The sequence below is a fragment of the Faecalibacterium sp. Marseille-Q4137 genome (assembly GCF_017377535.1).
Lineage (GTDB): Bacteria > Bacillota > Clostridia > Oscillospirales > Ruminococcaceae > Faecalibacterium > Faecalibacterium duncaniae.
The window spans coordinates 46640-64127 of the sequence record NZ_JAFREK010000004.1; the positions used below are offsets into that span (position 1 = coordinate 46640).

Annotated in this window: 16 protein-coding genes; 7 read left to right on the forward strand and 9 right to left on the reverse strand. The window is 58.4% G+C overall.

Translation table 11 applies throughout. The features are described 5' to 3' along the window. Positions 1 to 42: 42 nt before the first annotated feature. The 4 genes from J3353_RS02810 to J3353_RS02825 all read right to left on the reverse strand — a co-directional run bounded on the left by J3353_RS02810 (position 43) and on the right by J3353_RS02825 (position 3694). Positions 43 to 873 (reverse strand): energy-coupling factor transporter transmembrane protein EcfT, encoded by an 831-nt coding sequence (locus J3353_RS02810; protein WP_117533210.1) that lies wholly within the window; start codon positions 871 to 873, stop codon positions 43 to 45. Next, the gene (locus J3353_RS02815; RefSeq protein ID WP_207684096.1) at positions 863 to 2584 is read right to left on the reverse strand and encodes an ABC transporter ATP-binding protein; all 1722 of its coding nucleotides are present in this window, start codon (positions 2582 to 2584) and stop codon (positions 863 to 865) included. Before J3353_RS02815 ends, J3353_RS02810 begins: the two co-directional genes overlap by 11 nt. A gap of 85 nt (positions 2585 to 2669) precedes the next feature. Further along, positions 2670 to 3224, reverse strand: a complete 555-nt coding sequence (locus tag J3353_RS02820; protein ID WP_097773722.1) for an ECF-type riboflavin transporter substrate-binding protein — start codon at positions 3222 to 3224, stop codon at positions 2670 to 2672. Between the two features lie 227 nt (positions 3225 to 3451). After that, a complete protein-coding gene (locus tag J3353_RS02825) occupies positions 3452 to 3694 on the reverse strand; it encodes a hypothetical protein (RefSeq protein WP_005931949.1) in 243 nt (80 codons plus the stop codon). Between the two features lie 466 nt (positions 3695 to 4160). Between J3353_RS02825 and J3353_RS02830 the strand changes: the two genes are divergently transcribed. The 3 genes from J3353_RS02830 to J3353_RS02840 all read left to right on the forward strand — a co-directional run bounded on the left by J3353_RS02830 (position 4161) and on the right by J3353_RS02840 (position 7781). After that, a complete protein-coding gene (locus J3353_RS02830; protein WP_207684097.1) occupies positions 4161 to 5081 on the forward strand; it encodes an AAA family ATPase in 921 nt (306 codons plus the stop codon). Then, complete coding sequence (locus J3353_RS02835; RefSeq protein ID WP_207684098.1) at positions 5081 to 6835, forward strand: hypothetical protein; 1755 nt, start codon at positions 5081 to 5083, stop codon at positions 6833 to 6835. The genes J3353_RS02830 and J3353_RS02835 overlap by 1 nt, the downstream gene beginning before the upstream one ends. A gap of 208 nt (positions 6836 to 7043) precedes the next feature. Next, entirely contained in the window at positions 7044 to 7781 is a 738-nt protein-coding gene (locus J3353_RS02840; protein WP_097770550.1) for a hypothetical protein, read from the forward strand. A 53-nt stretch (positions 7782 to 7834) separates the two neighbouring features. Here the strand turns inward: J3353_RS02840 and J3353_RS02845 are convergent, their stop codons facing one another. From J3353_RS02845 to J3353_RS02855, 3 genes are read right to left on the reverse strand one after another with little or no spacing between them, the layout of a single operon-like run. Continuing rightward, positions 7835 to 8680, reverse strand: a complete 846-nt coding sequence (locus tag J3353_RS02845) for a bifunctional 5,10-methylenetetrahydrofolate dehydrogenase/5,10-methenyltetrahydrofolate cyclohydrolase (protein WP_207684099.1) — start codon at positions 8678 to 8680, stop codon at positions 7835 to 7837. 12 nt (positions 8681 to 8692) lie between these two features. After that, positions 8693 to 9307, reverse strand: coding sequence for a cyclodeaminase/cyclohydrolase family protein (locus J3353_RS02850; RefSeq protein ID WP_117504935.1), 615 nt, complete (start codon positions 9305 to 9307; stop codon positions 8693 to 8695). Continuing rightward, positions 9291 to 9878: a 5-formyltetrahydrofolate cyclo-ligase gene (locus J3353_RS02855; RefSeq protein WP_207684100.1), complete on the reverse strand. Its 588-nt coding sequence runs from the start codon at positions 9876 to 9878 to the stop codon at positions 9291 to 9293. The genes J3353_RS02850 and J3353_RS02855 overlap by 17 nt, the downstream gene beginning before the upstream one ends. A gap of 133 nt (positions 9879 to 10011) precedes the next feature. On the opposite strand from J3353_RS02855, the gene J3353_RS02860 reads away from it, so the two are divergent. Beyond that, on the forward strand, positions 10012 to 10608 hold the full coding sequence (locus J3353_RS02860) for a histidine phosphatase family protein (protein ID WP_207684101.1): 597 nt from the start codon (positions 10012 to 10014) through the stop codon (positions 10606 to 10608). Beyond that, positions 10605 to 11120, forward strand: coding sequence for a cob(I)yrinic acid a,c-diamide adenosyltransferase (locus J3353_RS02865; RefSeq protein ID WP_207684102.1), 516 nt, complete (start codon positions 10605 to 10607; stop codon positions 11118 to 11120). The genes J3353_RS02860 and J3353_RS02865 overlap by 4 nt, the downstream gene beginning before the upstream one ends. Before the next feature lie 50 nt (positions 11121 to 11170). On the opposite strand, the gene J3353_RS02870 is transcribed toward J3353_RS02865, so the two are convergent. Then, complete coding sequence (locus tag J3353_RS02870; protein WP_207684103.1) at positions 11171 to 11785, reverse strand: MATE family efflux transporter; 615 nt, start codon at positions 11783 to 11785, stop codon at positions 11171 to 11173. 268 nt (positions 11786 to 12053) lie between these two features. Beyond that, on the reverse strand, positions 12054 to 12998 hold the full coding sequence (locus J3353_RS02875; protein WP_207684104.1) for a phospho-N-acetylmuramoyl-pentapeptide-transferase: 945 nt from the start codon (positions 12996 to 12998) through the stop codon (positions 12054 to 12056). 227 nt (positions 12999 to 13225) lie between these two features. Here J3353_RS02875 and J3353_RS02880 point away from each other — a divergent pair, with 227 nt between their 5' ends. After that, entirely contained in the window at positions 13226 to 14632 is a 1407-nt protein-coding gene (locus J3353_RS02880) for an MATE family efflux transporter (protein WP_207684105.1), read from the forward strand. A gap of 24 nt (positions 14633 to 14656) precedes the next feature. Continuing rightward, positions 14657 to 17449, forward strand: coding sequence for a class I SAM-dependent DNA methyltransferase (locus J3353_RS02885; protein WP_207684106.1), 2793 nt, complete (start codon positions 14657 to 14659; stop codon positions 17447 to 17449). Positions 17450 to 17488: the final 39 nt, after the last annotated feature.

Below are 17488 nucleotides of genomic sequence, written 5' to 3' on the forward strand. Positions count from 1 at the left end.
GCACTTCCTGTTTCGACAGGCCGTGCGGGGATGCCTTTTTGTTCAGAGGAATGGGTTATAGAACCTTCCAAAGCGGATGGTCACGGTCAGGCTGATGAGCAGCAGAACCGCGCCCACGCCCAGGGCAATGAAGTCCCGCCGGGCAAAGGGGCGCTGGGTATACCAGGTGCGCTTGCTGTTCTTGCCGAAGCCGCGCAGCTCCATCGCGTTGGAGATGGTGTCGATGCGGTTCAGACTGGTCAGGATGAGCGGCAGCAGGATATTGACAGAGTTCTTCATCCGCTTGAAGAAGGGCTCCTTTTTGCCCAGCTCCACGCCGCGGGCCTGCTGGGCCTGGCTGATGCTGTGGTAGTCGCGCTGGATATCGGGGATGTAGCGCAGGGCAATGGCCACCGAATAGCCGACCTTATACGAGATGCCGATGCTGTTCAGGCTGGCAGCAAACTCGCTGGGGTCGGTGGCAGAGATGAAGAGGATGGCCACCGGCAGGGCCACAAAATATTTCAGGCTGATGTTGACCATGTAGAACAGCTGTTCCGCTGTCAGGTCATACCGCCAGAACAGGTGGCAGAGCACCGTGCGGGTGCCGTACAGGGTGGTCCCCTGATTGGGATCGAACAGGAAGATGAACAGGTTGTTCAGCAGCAGGAACACCAGCATGAAGGTCATCATAAACCGGACTTCCCGGAACCTGATCCGGCTCAGCCTGAAGGCCAGCAGGCTGACCACCAACAGGCCTAGCAGCACCCAGGTGTTGTAGGTGATCATGCTGGCAAAGGTAAACAGCAGGAAGAACGCCAGCTTGGTGGTTCCGGTCATCTTGTGGACGACGCTCTCCCGGGGGAGATAATTCAAAACAGTCTTAGCGGCCACCCTCTCTCACCTCCCGGTCCTGCTCAATAAATCTCTCTACAAATTCCTGTGCGGGCGCAATGCCGCAGCGGTTGGCCAGCGTGTACAGGCTGGTCTCCTTCAGGGCCGCCTGTTCCACCAGCGCAGGGTCACACAGAACGGCGGCCGCGGTGCGGTCGGCAATGAGCCGTCCGTCGCAGAACACCAGTGCGCGGCGGGTGTATTCCAGCATCAGGTGCATGTCATGGGTGATCATCACCACCGTCACACCCCGGGCGTTCAGGCCCCGCAGGAACTCCATGATATCGGTATAGTGCCGGAAATCCTGCCCGGCGGTGGGCTCATCCAGAAGGATGAGCTCCGGGTCGAGCACCAGCACGCTGGCAATGGTCACCCGCTTTTTCTGGCCGAAGCTCAGTGCCGAGATGGGCCAGTTCCGGAAAGGATACAGGCCGCAGACCCTGAGGGTCGCTTCCACCTTTTCCCGGATCTGTTCCTCGGTCAGGCCGGAGCGCTGCAGACCCAGAGCCACCTCCTCGTAGATCATGGTCTTGGAGATCATCTGGTTGGGGTTCTGCATCACATAGCCGATGTGCTGGGCGCGGCGGCGGATGTTCTCCTCAGCCAGCGGCTTGCCGTTCAGGGAGATCTCGCCCGCATCCGGGGTCTCGAAGCCGCAGATGAGCTTGGAGAGGGTGGATTTGCCTGCGCCGTTCCGGCCCACGATGCTCACCATCTCCCCCTTGCCGATCGAGAAGCTGACATCCCGCAGGGTCCGCTGGCCCTTCTGATAACCAAAGCTCAGGCCCTTTACCTCCAGCAGCGGCTCCCGTTCCGGCTGCGCGGCGGGCCGGGGCCGGGCCGTGAACCAGTCCCGGAGCTTTTGGGTGTCGGTATCGTCCAGCACAAGGCTGTCCACATGGGCGGGGTGCTTGTCCGGAGTGATATCCACCCCGGCATAGCGCAGAGCCGTGACATACAGCGGCTCCCGGATGCCGTTTTCCGCCAGCAGGCTGCCCGAGAGCAGCTCGTCCGGGCGCAGGTCTGCCAGAATGGTGCCGCCGTTCACCAGCACGATGCGGTCCACGTTCCGCCAGAGCACATCCTCCAGCCGGTGCTCGATGATGAGCACCGTGGTATCCGTCTTTTTCTGGATCTCGTCGATCAGCTCAATGGCCTGCTTGCCGGTGGCGGGGTCGAGGTTGGCCAGCGGCTCATCGAAGAGCAGGATCTTGACCTGATCCACCATCACGCCTGCCAGGCTCACCCGCTGCTTCTGCCCGCCCGAAAGCTCGTGCGGTGCATAGCCGAGATGGTTCTCGATGCCCACCAGCTCAGCGGCATGGCGGGTGATGGCATGCATCTCATCCTGCGGGGTGCAGCTGTTTTCCAGTGCAAAGGCAATGTCCTCGCCCACGGTCAGCCCGATGAACTGGCCATCCGGGTCCTGCAGCACCGTGCCCACATGGGCCGAAAGCTCAAAGAGGCTGCTGTGGGGCGCATCCACACCGTCTACGGTCAGGGTGCCGGTGCACTCGCCGGGGTTGGAAAACGGGTTCAGCCCGTTGATGCACCCCGCCAGCGTGCTCTTGCCGCTGCCGGAGGGGCCCGCAATGAGCACCCGCTCACCCGGGTAGATCTCCAGATTGATATCGGTCAGGGTGGGGCGCTTCTGGGCGCGGTACTGGAAGGAAAAGTTGCGGAATGAGATGATGGGTTTACGTTCTGCCATGGGTATGGTACCTCAGCTGTTCATCAAAAAAGCCTTTCCAACGGGCCGGACGGCGCAGATGGAAAGGCCGGGTTTCATGCGGGGATCACTCCTGATCCAGAGAGCCCTTCTTGGCGATGGTTCTGGTGTAAGCCAGCACCAGCAGGCCGCCCACCACCACAGCGGTGATACTGTTGGACACGGCGGCAAATGCACCCTGTGCAAACACCTTCTTGACGGGCTCGGCGTAGATGGCAATATCCAGCACGGGGGCCACCAGGATCCAGGCCAGCAGATGGGCCACGATATTGGCCAGCGCAAAGAAAGCCACCTGCTTCTTGCTGAACTCGCCTTCCTGCAGGTTCAGCTTCTTGGAGAACAGGCCCACCACAACGCCCACAAAGGCGGAGGCGATGACCCAGCTCCACCAGGGGCTGCCGCCCCAGGACAGGTCGATGAGGGTGTGGCCGATAAAGCCGATCAGGCCGCCGACCACGGGGCCGTACATGGCAGCCAGCAGGGCCAGAACGGCGTACTGCAGGCTGATGTTGGTGTTGGGCACCGGGCTGGGAATGGCCACAAAACGTCCCAGAACAAAGAACAATGCCGCGCCGATACCGACAGCGACAACGGGCTTGATGCTGCTGTTGTTATTTTTCATATTCTCTCTCCTCTTTTATTCCGCGGATGCGGGGTTTCTTGCAAGGCACCGTTAGTATACGACACCCTCTTGAGCCTTGTCAATGGACAATCCGCCCGCTTTGCAGAAAAACGGCTGCTTTCCTGCATTTGGGGGCGAATGCCTTCCCGCCCTGTGCAGCAAAAAAGAGCACCCGCGCCTACCGGAGCGGATGCCCTGTAAATGCTGATTCGGTTTTGGCCCAAACCTTAGTTCTTAGCGGTCAGGCTGAAGGTGCTCAGGGTCTGGAAGGTGGTCACGATAACATTGATGTTGTTGACGATGGAGCTGCCTGCGGAGAACACGCGGGCGATGTAGTTGAACAGCTTGCCAACGTTCAGGAACACGTCCCAAGCGGTAGCCTCGGTGGTTGCGCCACCCTGCAGGTACACCATTTCGTTCTCATCGATCGCAGCAAAGTTAGCGGGCATTTTGATCTCATTGTTCATCATAACGGGGATTCCTCTCTTTCAAATCAATCTATACTTACCGTCTGCACCAAACCAAGTACACCGGCACCAGAACCAGACCGTGGTTCCTCCGACAGGAACGGGCAGGGGCACGAGTTCCGCATTCCCTCCGGAATTGTTCCCATATATAGGTTATACGATAAATATTCGGATTTGTCAATCGAATTTCCGGAATTTTTACCATTCTGAGCCAAAAGTGGATACACACAACGCGGAACACCTGCCATTTCGACAGCTTTCCACAAAATATCCGCTACCGCACGATCCCCGGGCACGAAAAACTCCTTCGTCCGCACGGCAGCACACAGATCCGTTCCACCCTGCGGCATTTCCCGGGCAAAAATCCGGCAAAAAATGCCCCCGCGCCCCCTACACAAACCGGAGCGGTTGTGCTATGATAAGGCTGAAAAATCGGTTTGGCAAAGCCAACCGCAAGGAGATGTCTTGGATGTCTGATCTGATGGAAACATTACGGCAGGAGGGCATCAGCCCCGACCTGCTGCACGCTGTGGAAGAATACCGCGCCGCCCACGCTCTGCCCGAGGCCCTGCGCCCCCGTATCCCCGTTTCCGGCTTTACCTATTATGGCCGTGAGGTCTGGGAGCAGGCACTGGCGGCCCTGCTCTGCGGCGAGAACCTGCTGCTGGCCGGCGGCAAGGCCACCGGCAAAAATGTGCTGGCCGAGAATCTGGCCGCCGCTTTTGGCCGCCCCGCATGGGACATCTCGTTCCATGTGAACATGGATGCAGCCTCCCTCATCGGCATGGACACCTTTGTGGATGGGGCGGTCACCTTCCGGCCCGGGCCGGTCTACCGCTGTGCCCAGTGCGGCGGCTTCGGCGTGCTGGACGAGATCAACATGGCCAAAAACGAGGCCCTGGCCGTCCTCCACGCCGTGCTGGACTTCCGCCGCGCCATTGATGTGCCCGGCTACGAGCGCATCCCGCTGGCCGAAGAGACCCGCTTCATCGCCACCATGAACTATGGCTATGCGGGCACCCGTGAGCTGAACGAGGCCCTGACTTCCCGCTTTGCAGTCATCCAGATGCCCACCATCACGGAGGAAAACCTTGAAAAGCTGCTGCGGGCCCAGTTTGCCGACCTGACGGACAAATATGTGCACCAGTTTGCTCTGCTCTTCCTCGACCTGCAAAAGAAATGTGACAGCGCCGAAATTTCCACCAAAGCGCTGGATCTGCGCGGAATGCTGGACGCTCTGCGCCTGATGCGCCGGGGCGTGGCTGCGGGGCCTGCGCTGGACATGGGCATCACCAACAAGGCCTTTGATTCCTACGAGCAGGGGCTGATCCGGGACGTGATCGCCGCCCGCATCCCGGCCAGCCTGACGGCTGAAAAGCTGTTCCGCTGATGGATGCCCGGAGTTATACCGCCGAGGAGCGGCGGGCCGCCAATCAGGTGTGGGCGGCGGCGGGAGCCTACGGCTTTGAGCCGCTTTTCCTGGCGCGCAACACCGACGGCACGATCGATTTTTATATGAACTGTGTCGTGGGGCTGGTGCACAAATACTATGGCGACGACCTGCTCCGCGACCTTTTTGCCACATGGGACGGCGATCTCCGGGAGAGCCAGCTGGACGATCTGACATGGCTCTACCTCGAAAGCGCGGTCTATCTGCTGGAGCTGCCCCGCCGCCCGGTCCTTTCCGAGCTGCGCCGGGCCCACGCGGACTATTTCTTCGGCATCCAGTACAAGCTTTCGCGGCAGGAGTGGATGGCAAAAAATCAGCTGGTCTACACCATGCAGGCTGACCGCTGGCGCACCGTACAGGGCAGGCATCCGCCTGTGATGACCCCCTACGAGAGCCGGCTGGCAGAGGCACTTTCTCCCTCCCAACCGCCCCAGCCCGGCCAGCTCAAGGGTGAGCTGCTGGGCCTGTTTGCAAGGTTTGCCCTGTTTGACGGCAGGATCCGGCACAAAGTGGGGCTTCATCTGCATCTGGAGGGGCTGCTGGCCTCTCTTGCCACCAAAACGCTGCCCACCCAGATGATCAAGACCGACCGGCTGACCGTGGAGCACTCCGGTTCCGTGGAAGCGGGCGGCTCCGGCCCCACGGCAGACAAGCGGCTGGCCCACATCACCCTGCGGCAGAATGCCGCCGAGGACCGCGCCTACATTGAAAGCTGCTTTGGCCGTTCCCTCTATCCGCCCGAGCGCCTGCGCAAGGCCGAGCAGGCACTCTGCACCGGGGCGCACCTCGGGTGCCGCCTCTGGTTTGCCTCCGGCGTGCCCAGCCCGGAACAGGCCCCCACACCGGAGGCAAAGCACCTGGCCGAGCAGGCTCAGCTGCAGGCCGACCGCAACCGCGCCTACTACGCCAAAAACCGGGCGCTTCACCGCAGCGTGGTGCTCCGGCTCACCGAGCAGATCCGCAACTGCATTCTGGTCCACCAGCAGCCCAATGCCCGGATCGCCCGCAGCGGCGCTCTGGACCCGGAGCGGGTCTGGCGCGCTCCCCTTCTGAACGACAGCCGGGTGTTCCGCTGTGCCGAGGAGGAGAATCAGCCCTCCTTCACCGTGGACCTGCTGCTGGACGCTTCGGCTTCCCGGCTCCACTGTCAGGAGGTCATTGCGGCGCAGGGCACGATCCTGGCCCAAAGCCTTGCCGCCTGCGGCATCCCGGTGCGGGTCAGCAGCTTCTGCAGCCTGCGGGGCTATACGGTTCTGCGGGTGCTCAAGGGCTTCGCGGACAAAAGCCTGCAGGGGATCGGCCAGTATTTTGCATCGGGCTGGAACCGCGACGGCCTTGCCCTGCGGGCGGCAGGTGATCTGGTCAGCTTTGACCCCGGCCCCGCACCCCGGCATCTGCTCATCCTGCTGACGGATGCTTCCCCCAACGACAGCCGCCGCGTACCGCCCAGCCCGGAACAACCGCTGGGTTGTGATTACGGCGGCTCCTACGGCGTGGACGATGCCGCTGCTGAGGTACGCGACCTGCAGCGCAGGGGTCTGCGTGTTTCTGCCGTGTTCATGGGCGAGGACAGCTCCAGCCACGATGCAGAACGCATCTACGGCAAAAATCTCGCCCGCATCCGGGGCATGGATCAGCTGGCACGCGCCGCCGGGCGGCTCATCCAGAATGAGATCCGGGAGCTGGGCGATTGAATCCTGCCACCACAAAAGGCTTCTCCGACGGGAGAAGCCTTTTCCATTTACAACCAATCCGTTTGTCCGCATCCACGAATTTCCAAAATATTTTGGTTTTTGTCAAACTTATAGTTGTATTTTGTTGTCGTATATGTTATAATGCAGGCAGAGAACAACCGATGGATGGTTTCCGACACATCATCCAAAACCAGAGAGGAGACCCGCTATGGATGCCAGCCGCTATTTTGAAGAGATGCACCGTGCCATGTCCGCACAAAAAAACAATTCTTCCCTGCTCCTGACCGTCAAGGTACAGGACCTGGGCGGCGCTGATGCCTATCTGGAGCTGCGGCAGTCTCCCAACGGCCGCGCCCGGGTGTTTTACTCCACCATGGGCCGCCGCAACCTGAACTTCCAGCTGTTCCGCAAGGGCTGGCAGCTCTGCCACAACGCATCCGGCGAGATGACAGGGCAATTCCCCACCCGGGCCGAAAACCTGCTGGACAGCGCGGACTTTTCCGCCTGCATCCGGGATGACACCCTGGACGCGGGCCGTACTGAGATCATTCTGCGGGAGCTGCGCCGCGCGGCAGGCACCTCCCGCTCCTGCCTGCCTCAATCTGCCCGGGAAGGTGCCATGATCACCGTGGAGAGCTTTGTGGGCCGGGGCGGCGAGTGGAACTACTGGTCCACCCGTGCCGCCGACTGCCTGCCCATTGCGGCCATTCTCTGCTGGCTGGGCGATTTTCTGGCCGGAACGGAGCGGCGCACCCTGCAATCCAGCCCTGAGGCCATGGCACTGGCTGCCCGTTGGCAGGCCGAACTCGCCTCCCCCTTTGCGCAGCCGGCTGACTGCGTCCAGCGTCCTGCCCGCACGGTTTCGCCTTCCGCGCCCCGCCGTGCCGCGCAGCAGGTGCAGAACCCCCGCTGGCAGAGCATCCTTGCCGTGCTTGCAACCGTATGATAAGAACAACAGGCGGTGCCGAAAATCTCCGGCACCGTCTGTTGTTTTCTGTTTTACTGTGCGGATGCGGCATCCACCACATGGCCCACCAGCACAGAGGTGGTCACTGTGCCCACACCGCCGGGCACCGGGGTGACAGCCTCCACGATGGGTTCTGCCTCATCAAAGCGGACATCGCCGCAGAGCTTGCCCTCTTCATTGACGTGGATGCCCACATCCACCACGACCTGGCCTTCCCGCAGGCAATCGGCCCCGATGGCTCCCCGCCTGCCCATGGCGACCACCAGCACATCGGCCTCCCGGCAGAGGGCGGGCAGGTCCCGGGTGCGGGAATTGCAGATGGTCACGGTGGCGTTTTCCCGGTCCAGCATCATGGCGGCGGGCTTGCCCACCACCAGGCTGCGGCCCACGACCACGGCCCGTTTGCCGGAAAGCGGCACGTTGTAGTATTTCAGGATCTCAAGGCAGGCCTGCGCCGTGCAGGGCGGATAACCGATGGGCATATTGGTGAACACACCAGCCATCGAGCCGTCCGTGATGCCGTCCACGTCCTTTTCCGGGGCAAGCGCCTCCTGGACCCTGCGGTCATCGAACCGCTTTGGCAGGGGCCGGAAGATCAGGCACCCGTGAACCGATGCATCCCCATTGATCTGCCGGATCACATCCAGCAGTTCCTCCTGCGTAACATCTTCCGCCAGATGGAACTGCCGCACCTCCACGCCAACCTTACCGCACCGGGTGACGATCCCCTTTTCATAAGAAATGTCATCCTCCCGCGCGCCGACCCGCACCACAGCCAGCGTGGGCACGATGCCCTTTTCCTTCAGCGCGGCACAGCGCGCGGCGTTTGCTTCGTTCATGGCGGCCACCACGGGCGCGCCCTTCAGGATCTGAGCCATTTTCTTCTCCCCTCACTCATTTGATACAGTCTGATAGACCCTGTCAGCCTGCGGCACAAACTCGGCCAGCAGCTGTTCCGCTCTGGCCTCCAGCGCATCCGCATGGGCTTTGTCTGCCATCAGGCGGGTGTTGACCTTCACGTTCAGCCCCGCCGCCTGCATGGCTGCCTTGCAGAACAGCGCCGCGCATCCGGCATCGGAACGGGCCAGCACGCTGCCCTTTTCGGCGTACTCTGCGGCCAGTGCGATGCCCTCACCGCAGGCAGTCATCACCTCCAGCGGCACGGCGCAGGCCCTGTCCAGTGCCTTTTCCAGCACCGCGGCCTTGTGGGCCTGCTGTTCCGGGGTCTCCTTCGGCAGCTTGTAGGCCGCCGCCACGGGCAGAAAGGCCTCCGCGTCGGCCTGTACCAGCGCTTCCAACCGCTTGCGCAGGGCCTCGGCCCGGACATTCAGGGCAGCGATGTCCGCTTCTACGGCAGCATATTTCTTTTTGCCCACGGTCAGGCTGCCCACCATGCTGCCCAGCGCCACACCGGCCGCGCCCACCAGCGCCGAAGCGCCGCCGCCGCCCGGAGCCGCCGCCTTGCTGGCCAGCTCCTCCAGAAAACCTTCACAGCTCAAATTCATCAGTTCCACGATATACTTTCCTCTCTGTTACAAATCCATCCAGCTGCCGGTCCTGTTCATCTGCAGCCGCTTCCGGCACCCGCTGGGCCTCAAAGGCCACGCCCAGCGCCACGGCGTTCCGGCACCTGGGCAGGTAGCGGTCATAGTAGCCCTTGCCCATGCCCACTCTGCGGCAGACCGCATCAAAGGCAGTGCAGGGCACCAGCACCAGATCAAGCGCCTCCGGCCGGATGAGCGCCGCCCGCTCCAGAACCGGCGTACGGATGCCGTAAGCCCCCATCTCCCAGCCGTCCGGCCCCGGCACGGCGGCGGTCAGGGTAAAGTTTTCCCCACAGACCGGATAGGCCACCGTTTTGCTCAGCCGGGCCGCCTGCTCTGCCAGCACAGCAAGATCCACCTCCCCGCCAAAAGCGGCGTAGAGCAGCAGATTCTCTGCCTTTTGGAAGCAGGGCATGGCCAGAAGGCGGGCACAGATGGCTGCATTGGCCGCCGCTCTCTCTGCCTGCGGCAGATCCCTGCGGGCCATGATGCCCGCCCGGCGCTGCGCTGCTTTCCGGTCCCGGATCTCCATTGACACTTCTCTCCCCTGAAATTTCATACCCACTCAATATATCTGAAATGCGGAAGAATTGCAAGGGCATGGCTGGAAAATAACTGCAAAATAGGCTATAATGGTGCAGAACAAACCAAAAAGGAGAACGATCATGCTCATTTATCTGCTGCGTCACGGCCAGACGGAGTACAACGCGCAAAAACGATATCAGGGCCAGCGGGACATCCCCCTTTCCGCCGCAGGCATCGCCCAGCTGCGGCAGGCAGATTTTGCGCCGGAGGTGGTCTATGTCACCCCGCTGCAGCGCACCGCCCAGACGGCGCGGGTGTTCTTTCCCGGGGCAAAGCTCATTCCGGTGGACGGGCTGAAGGAGATGAACTTCGGCCGGTTCGAGGGCCAGACCTTCGTGCAGGTGGAGCAGGACCCGGAGTATCTGGCATGGGTGCAGGAAAACGAGCACGCTGCCCACCCGGATGGGGAGCGCAGGAGCGATTTCTGCAACAGGGTGTGCAAAACGCTGGCTGATCTCATTGACAAGGCCCTTGCCGAAGGGCAGGAGTGGCTGGTCATCGTGGCCCATGGCGGCACCCAGATGGCCGCACTGGAGCGGTTTGGCGTGCCCCGCCGCAGCTTTCACAACTGGTGCGGTCCCAACGCGGGCGGCTATGTGCTGGATGCCCGGGACTGGCCGGAGCAGCACATCCTGCACCTGGTGGAGACCGTACAGTACACCAAGGAGAACGGATGATGGAACAGGGCCTGCTGCATCTTTACTGGGGCAACGGCAAGGGAAAGACCACCGCCGCCATGGGCCTTGCCCTCCGCGCACTGGGCAGCGGCAAACGGGTGGTCATCGTGCAATTCCTCAAGGGCGGGCAGAGCGGCGAGATCCCTCTGCTGGCCCAGCTGGGGGCAAAAATTTTCCGGGGCAAGGGCGGGCAGAAGTTCGTGTTCCAGATGAACGAAGCGGAAAAGGCCGCTGCCCGGGCCGTGCAGAACGAAAACCTGACCGCCGCACTGGCCGAGCCTGCCGACCTGCTTATTTTAGATGAAGCCGGTTCGGCCTGGGAGCTGGACATGGTGGACAAAGACCTGCTCCGGCGGGCCGTTCTGGAGCGTCCCGCCGCACAGGAATGCGTGCTGACCGCCCACAAGGCCCCGCAGTGGATGCTGGATGCCGCCGACTACTCCACCGAAATGAAATGCTGCCGCCACCCCTACCAGAAGGGCATCAAGGCGCGCAAAGGCATCGAATACTAAAAATGCCCGGAGAACCGCAGCTTTCAGCGGCCCTCCGGGCGTTTTTGTGTTTACTGTTTTGCGATGATATCACGGCTGGCCGCCAGCAGGCCAAGGGCCAGCGCAGCGCTCAGGGTGTCGGCCACAGCCTGAGCCATCAGCACACCCTGATACTGGAACAGATGTACGCAGACCACCAGTGCCAACAGAAACACCACGCCCTGACGGCTGATGGAGAGCAGGAAGGACGGTACGATTTTACCAGTTGCCTGGAACAGCACCGTGAGCAGGAGCACCACGCCGCCAAAGGCTGCGGTGTAGACCTGCCAGCGGAGCATCTGCGCACCAGTGGCGATCATCCCGGCATCCTGCACGAAGATCTGCATCAGCACACCGGAATTCAGGCAGAGGATGAGGGACAGCACCGCGGCGATGGAGACGAGGAAGGTCAGACAGAAGCGGATGAGCTTGCGCATCACGTCCCGCTTTTTTGCGCCGTACAGGTAACCGAACAGTGGGATGCCGCCGAACGAGAAGCCCACCAGCACCAGCTGGGCGATCATGCTCACCTTGCTGGCAATGCCCATGGCGGCAATTTTATCGTTGCCATAGGGCAAGAGGAACTGGTTCATCACAATGACAGTCAGGCTCTGCATCAGGTTGCTCAGCGCGGCAGTAACACCCACGCCCAAAATCTGCTGCAGCTCCCTGCCCGTGACGTGGCACTGGGACAGCTTGACAGATTTCGTCCCTATTATAAAGGTTTTGCTTGCATTTGTTTGTGACACATGGCACAATGAAACAAAAGAAATGAGGTGAACTCATGCAGGAAATTCGTGACCCAGCCTGTCTGGAAACGCTGGCCCGGAAGCTGGAACTTTCCTCCCGGACCAGAACAGCAAAACGCCCGCGCAGGAGCTTTCCTGTGCGGGCGCTGCATTTCTTTTTTGTGTTTTACCGCACCAACAGCAGCAGCCAGGCGGATGCCACAGCCTGCAGGATGAGCCAGCGGGCCACGACCTGCTCATCGCTCCAGCCCAGACGCTTGCGCACATGGTCGTGCAGCGGGGTCAGGGTGTTCTTGAGGATGGAGATGTGCAAAAACCGCTTGAAGCTGATCTTCAGGATGCCCAGGCTGCCGTCCACGATGAACACCAGCGCGGCCAGCAGGAAGGCGAAGGGATGGCTGCTCTTGAGGGCCAGGACGGCCAGGAAGAAGCCCATGGCGCGGCTGCCCGCGTCACCCATCAGCAGGGTGGAAGGCTTGGCGTTCTGCCACAGGTAGGCCAGCAGGGCACCAATGAACACGATGCCTGCGGTGGCGTAATCCCCCAGTTCCTCCCAGTAGGCCAGCAGGAAGGTTCCGATGCTGACCACGGCAAGGCTGGCGGAAAGGCCGTCCACGCCATCGGTGCAGTTGACCACATTGATACTGGCCCAGATCAGGACGATGATGAGGATAAGGTAGACGGCATAGGGCAGGCTGAAGCTCCAGCTCAGGAAGTTGCCCTCCGTGCCGTTGAAGTTCAGGTAGGTCACGCCCGCCACAACGGCGATGACCAGATCGATCAGGCCCTTTTTGTACTCGTTCCAGGCAGTCTCGGCGGCATCGTCAAAATAGCCGGAGAGCATGGACGCAATGAGCAGGACGGTGTAGATGACATACTCTGCCTTAAAAGGCACCACGGCCAGCGTGACCAGTGCGATGCAGAGCACGAAGATGAGGCCGGAGCCCCGGGCCTTGCCCTTGGAGAGTTCGCCGTTCACGGCAAACGCGCGGCCATGGTCGTGGGGGAGCTTATCGTGGAACACCGAGTCCATCAGCGCGGTCAGCGCAAATGCAAGCAGAAAGCCCAGCGCATCCACGGTGCGCGGGTTGCCAGAAAGCAGTTGAAGCATAGTTTTTTTCCTCTTTCCCGGAGCGGCAGAGGCCGTTCCTGTTCTTTCACTGCTGGATACAAATGAAGTGTATCACGCCCGGGCCAAAAAATCAATCTCTGGGGCAATGGCTACCCCATGGGCTGATGGGTTGACATTTTTCGCCCCCCTGTCTATAATGGGAAGACAAACGCCCTTTCGAGGGTATTTTTTTGTCTCACAGGAAAATCGGAGAAAAAGGAGAAGACATGAAACTTTCACTTGAACAGCTTTCGGCCCGGATGCGGCAGGGTGAGACCATCCCCTCCCGCCAGACGGCCCAGGTGGCTCTGGCGCTGAGCATCCCCTCCATTCTGGAGCAGCTGGTGGTCACTGCCATGGGATACATCGATGCTGCCATGGTGGGCCACATCGGTGCAGAAGCTACTGCTTCCATCGGCATCGTCAGCTCCAGCACCTGGCTGCTCCACGGTGTTCTGGTGGGCCTGTACACTGCCCTCTCCATCCAGATCGCCCAGTATCTGGGGGCCGACCGGCAGGATGATGCCCGCAGCGTGCTGCGGCAGGCCATGCTTTTCAATGTGATCCTTGGCGTGGGAGCCGCCCTTTTCGGCCTGGGCATCAGCCCCTTTCTGCCGGGGTGGCTGGGAGCTGACCCCTCCCTGCGGGCAAACGCCACAGCCTACTTTGCCATCTGGTCAACGGCTCTGCCCTTCACCATGGCCATGGGCATGTACACCTCCATCCTCCGGGCAGAAGGCTACGCCCTGACCGCCAGCCTCATCAGCGTGCTGGTCTGTGTGCTGGATGCCATCTTCAACTTCTTCCTCATCAACCCCACCCGGACGCTGTGGGGCATCACCGTCTGGGGTGCCGGGCTGGGCGTGCCCGGCGCAGCCCTGGGCACCGCCCTGGCCACCGTGGTGGGCGGCCTGTTGGCTTTGGCCATCCTGCTGCTGCGGGAAGGCCCCCTCTGCATCCGGAAGCCTGCCCCCTGGAAGATCACCCGCTCCTGCCTGCGGAACCTGCTGTGGGTCGGTGGTCCTCTGGCGGGAGAACGCGCCGCCATCTCTCTGGCGCAGGTGGTGGTGGTGCGCATCGTGGCTGGCCTGGGTACCGTGGCCATTGCCGCCAACAGCCTGGCTGTCAACGCCGAGGGCTTGTGCTACATGGCAGGCTACGGCATCCAGAGCGCAGCTGTCACCCTCATCGGCCAGGCCGTGGGTGCCAACCGGAAGGATATGGCCAAGCGGTTTGCCTGGCTGTGTACCGGCCTTGGCATGGGGGTCATGGCCCTTTCCGGCGTTGGTCTGTGGATCTTTGCCCCCACCCTGATGAGCCTTTTCACCACCGATGCGGCTGTCATCGCTCTGGGTGCTCAGGTTTTGCGCATCGAAGCCTGGGCCGAGCCCATGTTCGGTGCCTCCATCGTGGCCAGCGGTGCCATGCAGGGTGCGGGCGACAGCACCTCCTGCTTTGTGCTGAACATATTCAGCATGTGGTGCATCCGGCTGACGTTGGCGTTCCTGCTGGCTCCCCGGCTGGGCCTGATGGGCGTTTGGGGTGCCATGTGCTGCGAATTAAGCATCCGGGGCCTGTTGTTCCTCATCCGCCTTGCCCGGGGCAAGTGGCTGGAAAAGGGCGCGCTGTCTTAATACACAAAACAGGGAGATTACATTATGACAAATGCAGAAAAGCGTGAAGCTGCACGGCAATTGATTCAAAAGTGGCATAATAAAGGCAGAGAAGACGAGGACGACCGCTCCTATTGGCTGGATATCTTGCAGCGCTTACTGGGTTGTGCTGATGCAACCGACAGAATTGAGTTTCAGAAAAAAGTAATCGTTAACGGAAACACAAAAAAAATCGATGCCTATATCCCTGAAACAAAAATCATTATTGAACAGAAGTCAGAAGGCATTCCTCTGGACAAGAAGATCTCGCAGTCCGGTGGAACCGAACTCACTCCTTACGAACAGGCCAAACGCTACAATGATAATCTGCCAACTTCTGAGAAAGCAAAGTGGATCATCACTTCCAATTTTCAGGAACTGTGGATTTACGATATGGATACCCGCGTTCCTGAAAATAATGTTGTAAAAATCCATATCGATGATCTTCACCACAATTCTTCGCTTCTGGACTTTCTGCTGGAGAAAAAGGTTGTCCAAGTCTCTAAAGAAGTAGATTTGTCACAAGAAGCGGGCAAACTCGTTGGCAAAATCTATGATGCATTTTTGAAGCAGTACCATGACCCAGAAAGCAAAAAAGCCCTCGAAAGCCTGAATGTTCTTTGCGTCCGGCTGGTATTCTGCCTTTACTCTGAGGATGCCGGTCTGTTTGAGCAAAAAGATTCCTTTAGCGAATACATTGCTCAATACGAGCCAAAAGACCTGCGTCCGGCTCTGTTGTCACTGTTTAAGGTTTTGGATACTCCCTATCCTGACCGACCCGACCTATATCTTTCGGAAGAGCTGGAAGCATTCCCCTATGTCAACGGCGGCCTATTTGCCAACGAGGATATTATCATTCCAAAAATCACACAGGAAATCAAAGACGCTCTTGCGGAAGCCGGGCATTTTAATTGGCGGGATATTTCGCCTACCATTTTCGGCGCTGTTTTTGAAAGCACGTTGAATCCGGTTACCAGACGGAAAGGCGGGATGCACTACACCTCGATTGAGAATATCCACAAGGTAATCGACCCGCTGTTTTTGGATGATTTGAAAAACGAATTCGCAGAGATTCTGACAATTGGTGTACAGAAGCAAAAGAAAAAGAAGCTGGAAGAGTTTCAGAACAAATTAGCCGGACTGACCTTTTTAGACCCAGCCTGTGGCTCTGGCAACTTCTTGACAGAAACCTATATTTCGCTCCGCCGTCTGGAAAATGACATTTTAAGGGAACTGCAAAACGGACAGGTCATCTTTGGTGATACCAATTGGAATCCTATTAAAGTCTCCATCTCCCAGTTTTACGGCATCGAAATCAACGATTTTGCCGGTGATGTTGCAAAAACCGCTCTTTGGATTGCAGAAAGCCAGATGATGAAGGAAACTGAAGATGTTGTCTTAATGCATCTTGATTTCCTTCCATTAAAAAGCAATGTAAATATCCATATCGGGAATGCCTTGCAGATGGATTGGGCTTCCATCATCTCCCCCTCCAAATTATCGTATATCATGGGAAACCCACCGTTTGTTGGGCAATCTGTCCGAACAAAAGATCAAGCTCACGATATGAACGATATCTGGGGACAGGGTGAAATAGAAACCAAACTCGATTATGTGATCTGCTGGTACAAAAAAGCGCTAGATTATATCAATACATCCAGCACGAATATCGAAATTGCATTTGTCTCCACGAATTCCATTTGTCAGGGCGAATCCGTTCCAACATTTTGGAAGAAAATGATTGATTCTGGTGCTGAAATTCACTTCGCATATCGTTCTTTTGTATGGGACAGTGAGGCAAATGAAAAAGCGGCAGTTCATTGTGTCATCATCGGTTTCTCCAACTTTAGCCGCTCTCATACAAAATTCATTTATACTGAAGAAACAAAAACAAAGGCAGAACATATAAACCCCTATCTATTAGATGCTCCTGACATTTGGATTACAAACAGAATTAATAAACCTCAAAATGGTTTACCCAAAATGACCACCGGTAGTCCTCCGACAGATGATGGCGCTCTAACACTTAGCATAACAGAGAAAGAAGAACTTGAGAAACAATATCCCGTATTGGCAAAATACATCAAGCCTTTTATAGGTGCAAAAGAATTCTTACATGATAATGTAAATAGCTATTCCAGATATTGCTTATGGTTTAAGGATGGTAATGTCTCTGATTATGTAAATATAAAAGAAATCACAGAACGCCTTGAAAAAGTCCGTGCTTTGCGAAAAAGCAGTAATGCAGATCGGATACAGAAAATGGCCGATTATCCTTACCTTTTCTGCCAAATTCGGCAACCGTTATCAACCTATCTTGTGTTTCCAAGACATTCTTCACAGAATAGGCGGTATATCCCGATTGGTTTTATGCCCTCTAGTGTAATTGCCGGAGACGCTTGCAGTATTATTCCAAATGTCACAATCTATGAATTCGGAGTTCTGACATCTAATGTTCATAATGCGTGGATGCGTGTTACTTGTGGTAGGATAAAAAGCGATTTCAGGTATTCCCCCGCAGTTTATAATAATTTTCCTTGGCCTACTCCCACCTTAGAACAAAAAGCCAAAATAGAACAAACTGCACAGGCCATTCTTAACACACGAGCAATGTATCCAAACAATTGTCTTGCAGATTTGTACAATCCTCTGGCCATGCCTGAACCGCTGTTAAAAGCCCATATCGCAAACGACAGGGCCGTCATGCAAGCCTATGGTTTATCAGTCAAGGACACCTCTGAAGCCGATTGTGTAGCGTTCCTGATGAAACGCTATCAGGAGTTGACACAAACGAAGTAATCTCTCAAATAGCAAAAAAGAAAGGACGCTTTCGCGTCC

Coding starts and splice junctions, on each gene's coding strand:
- J3353_RS02815 (WP_207684096.1), bottom strand. CDS start 2,584: ATGGCAGAACGTAAACCCATCATCTCATTCCGCAACTTTTCCTTCCAG.
- J3353_RS02820 (WP_097773722.1), bottom strand. CDS start 3,224: ATGAAAAATAACAACAGCAGCATCAAGCCCGTTGTCGCTGTCGGTATC.
- J3353_RS02825 (WP_005931949.1), bottom strand. CDS start 3,694: ATGATGAACAATGAGATCAAAATGCCCGCTAACTTTGCTGCGATCGAT.
- J3353_RS02830 (WP_207684097.1), top strand. CDS start 4,161: ATGTCTGATCTGATGGAAACATTACGGCAGGAGGGCATCAGCCCCGAC.
- J3353_RS02835 (WP_207684098.1), top strand. CDS start 5,081: ATGGATGCCCGGAGTTATACCGCCGAGGAGCGGCGGGCCGCCAATCAG.
- J3353_RS02840 (WP_097770550.1), top strand. CDS start 7,044: ATGGATGCCAGCCGCTATTTTGAAGAGATGCACCGTGCCATGTCCGCA.
- J3353_RS02845 (WP_207684099.1), bottom strand. CDS start 8,680: ATGGCTCAGATCCTGAAGGGCGCGCCCGTGGTGGCCGCCATGAACGAA.
- J3353_RS02850 (WP_117504935.1), bottom strand. CDS start 9,307: ATGAATTTGAGCTGTGAAGGTTTTCTGGAGGAGCTGGCCAGCAAGGCG.
- J3353_RS02855 (WP_207684100.1), bottom strand. CDS start 9,878: ATGGAGATCCGGGACCGGAAAGCAGCGCAGCGCCGGGCGGGCATCATG.
- J3353_RS02860 (WP_207684101.1), top strand. CDS start 10,012: ATGCTCATTTATCTGCTGCGTCACGGCCAGACGGAGTACAACGCGCAA.
- J3353_RS02865 (WP_207684102.1), top strand. CDS start 10,605: ATGATGGAACAGGGCCTGCTGCATCTTTACTGGGGCAACGGCAAGGGA.
- J3353_RS02875 (WP_207684104.1), bottom strand. CDS start 12,998: ATGCTTCAACTGCTTTCTGGCAACCCGCGCACCGTGGATGCGCTGGGC.
- J3353_RS02880 (WP_207684105.1), top strand. CDS start 13,226: ATGAAACTTTCACTTGAACAGCTTTCGGCCCGGATGCGGCAGGGTGAG.
- J3353_RS02885 (WP_207684106.1), top strand. CDS start 14,657: ATGACAAATGCAGAAAAGCGTGAAGCTGCACGGCAATTGATTCAAAAG.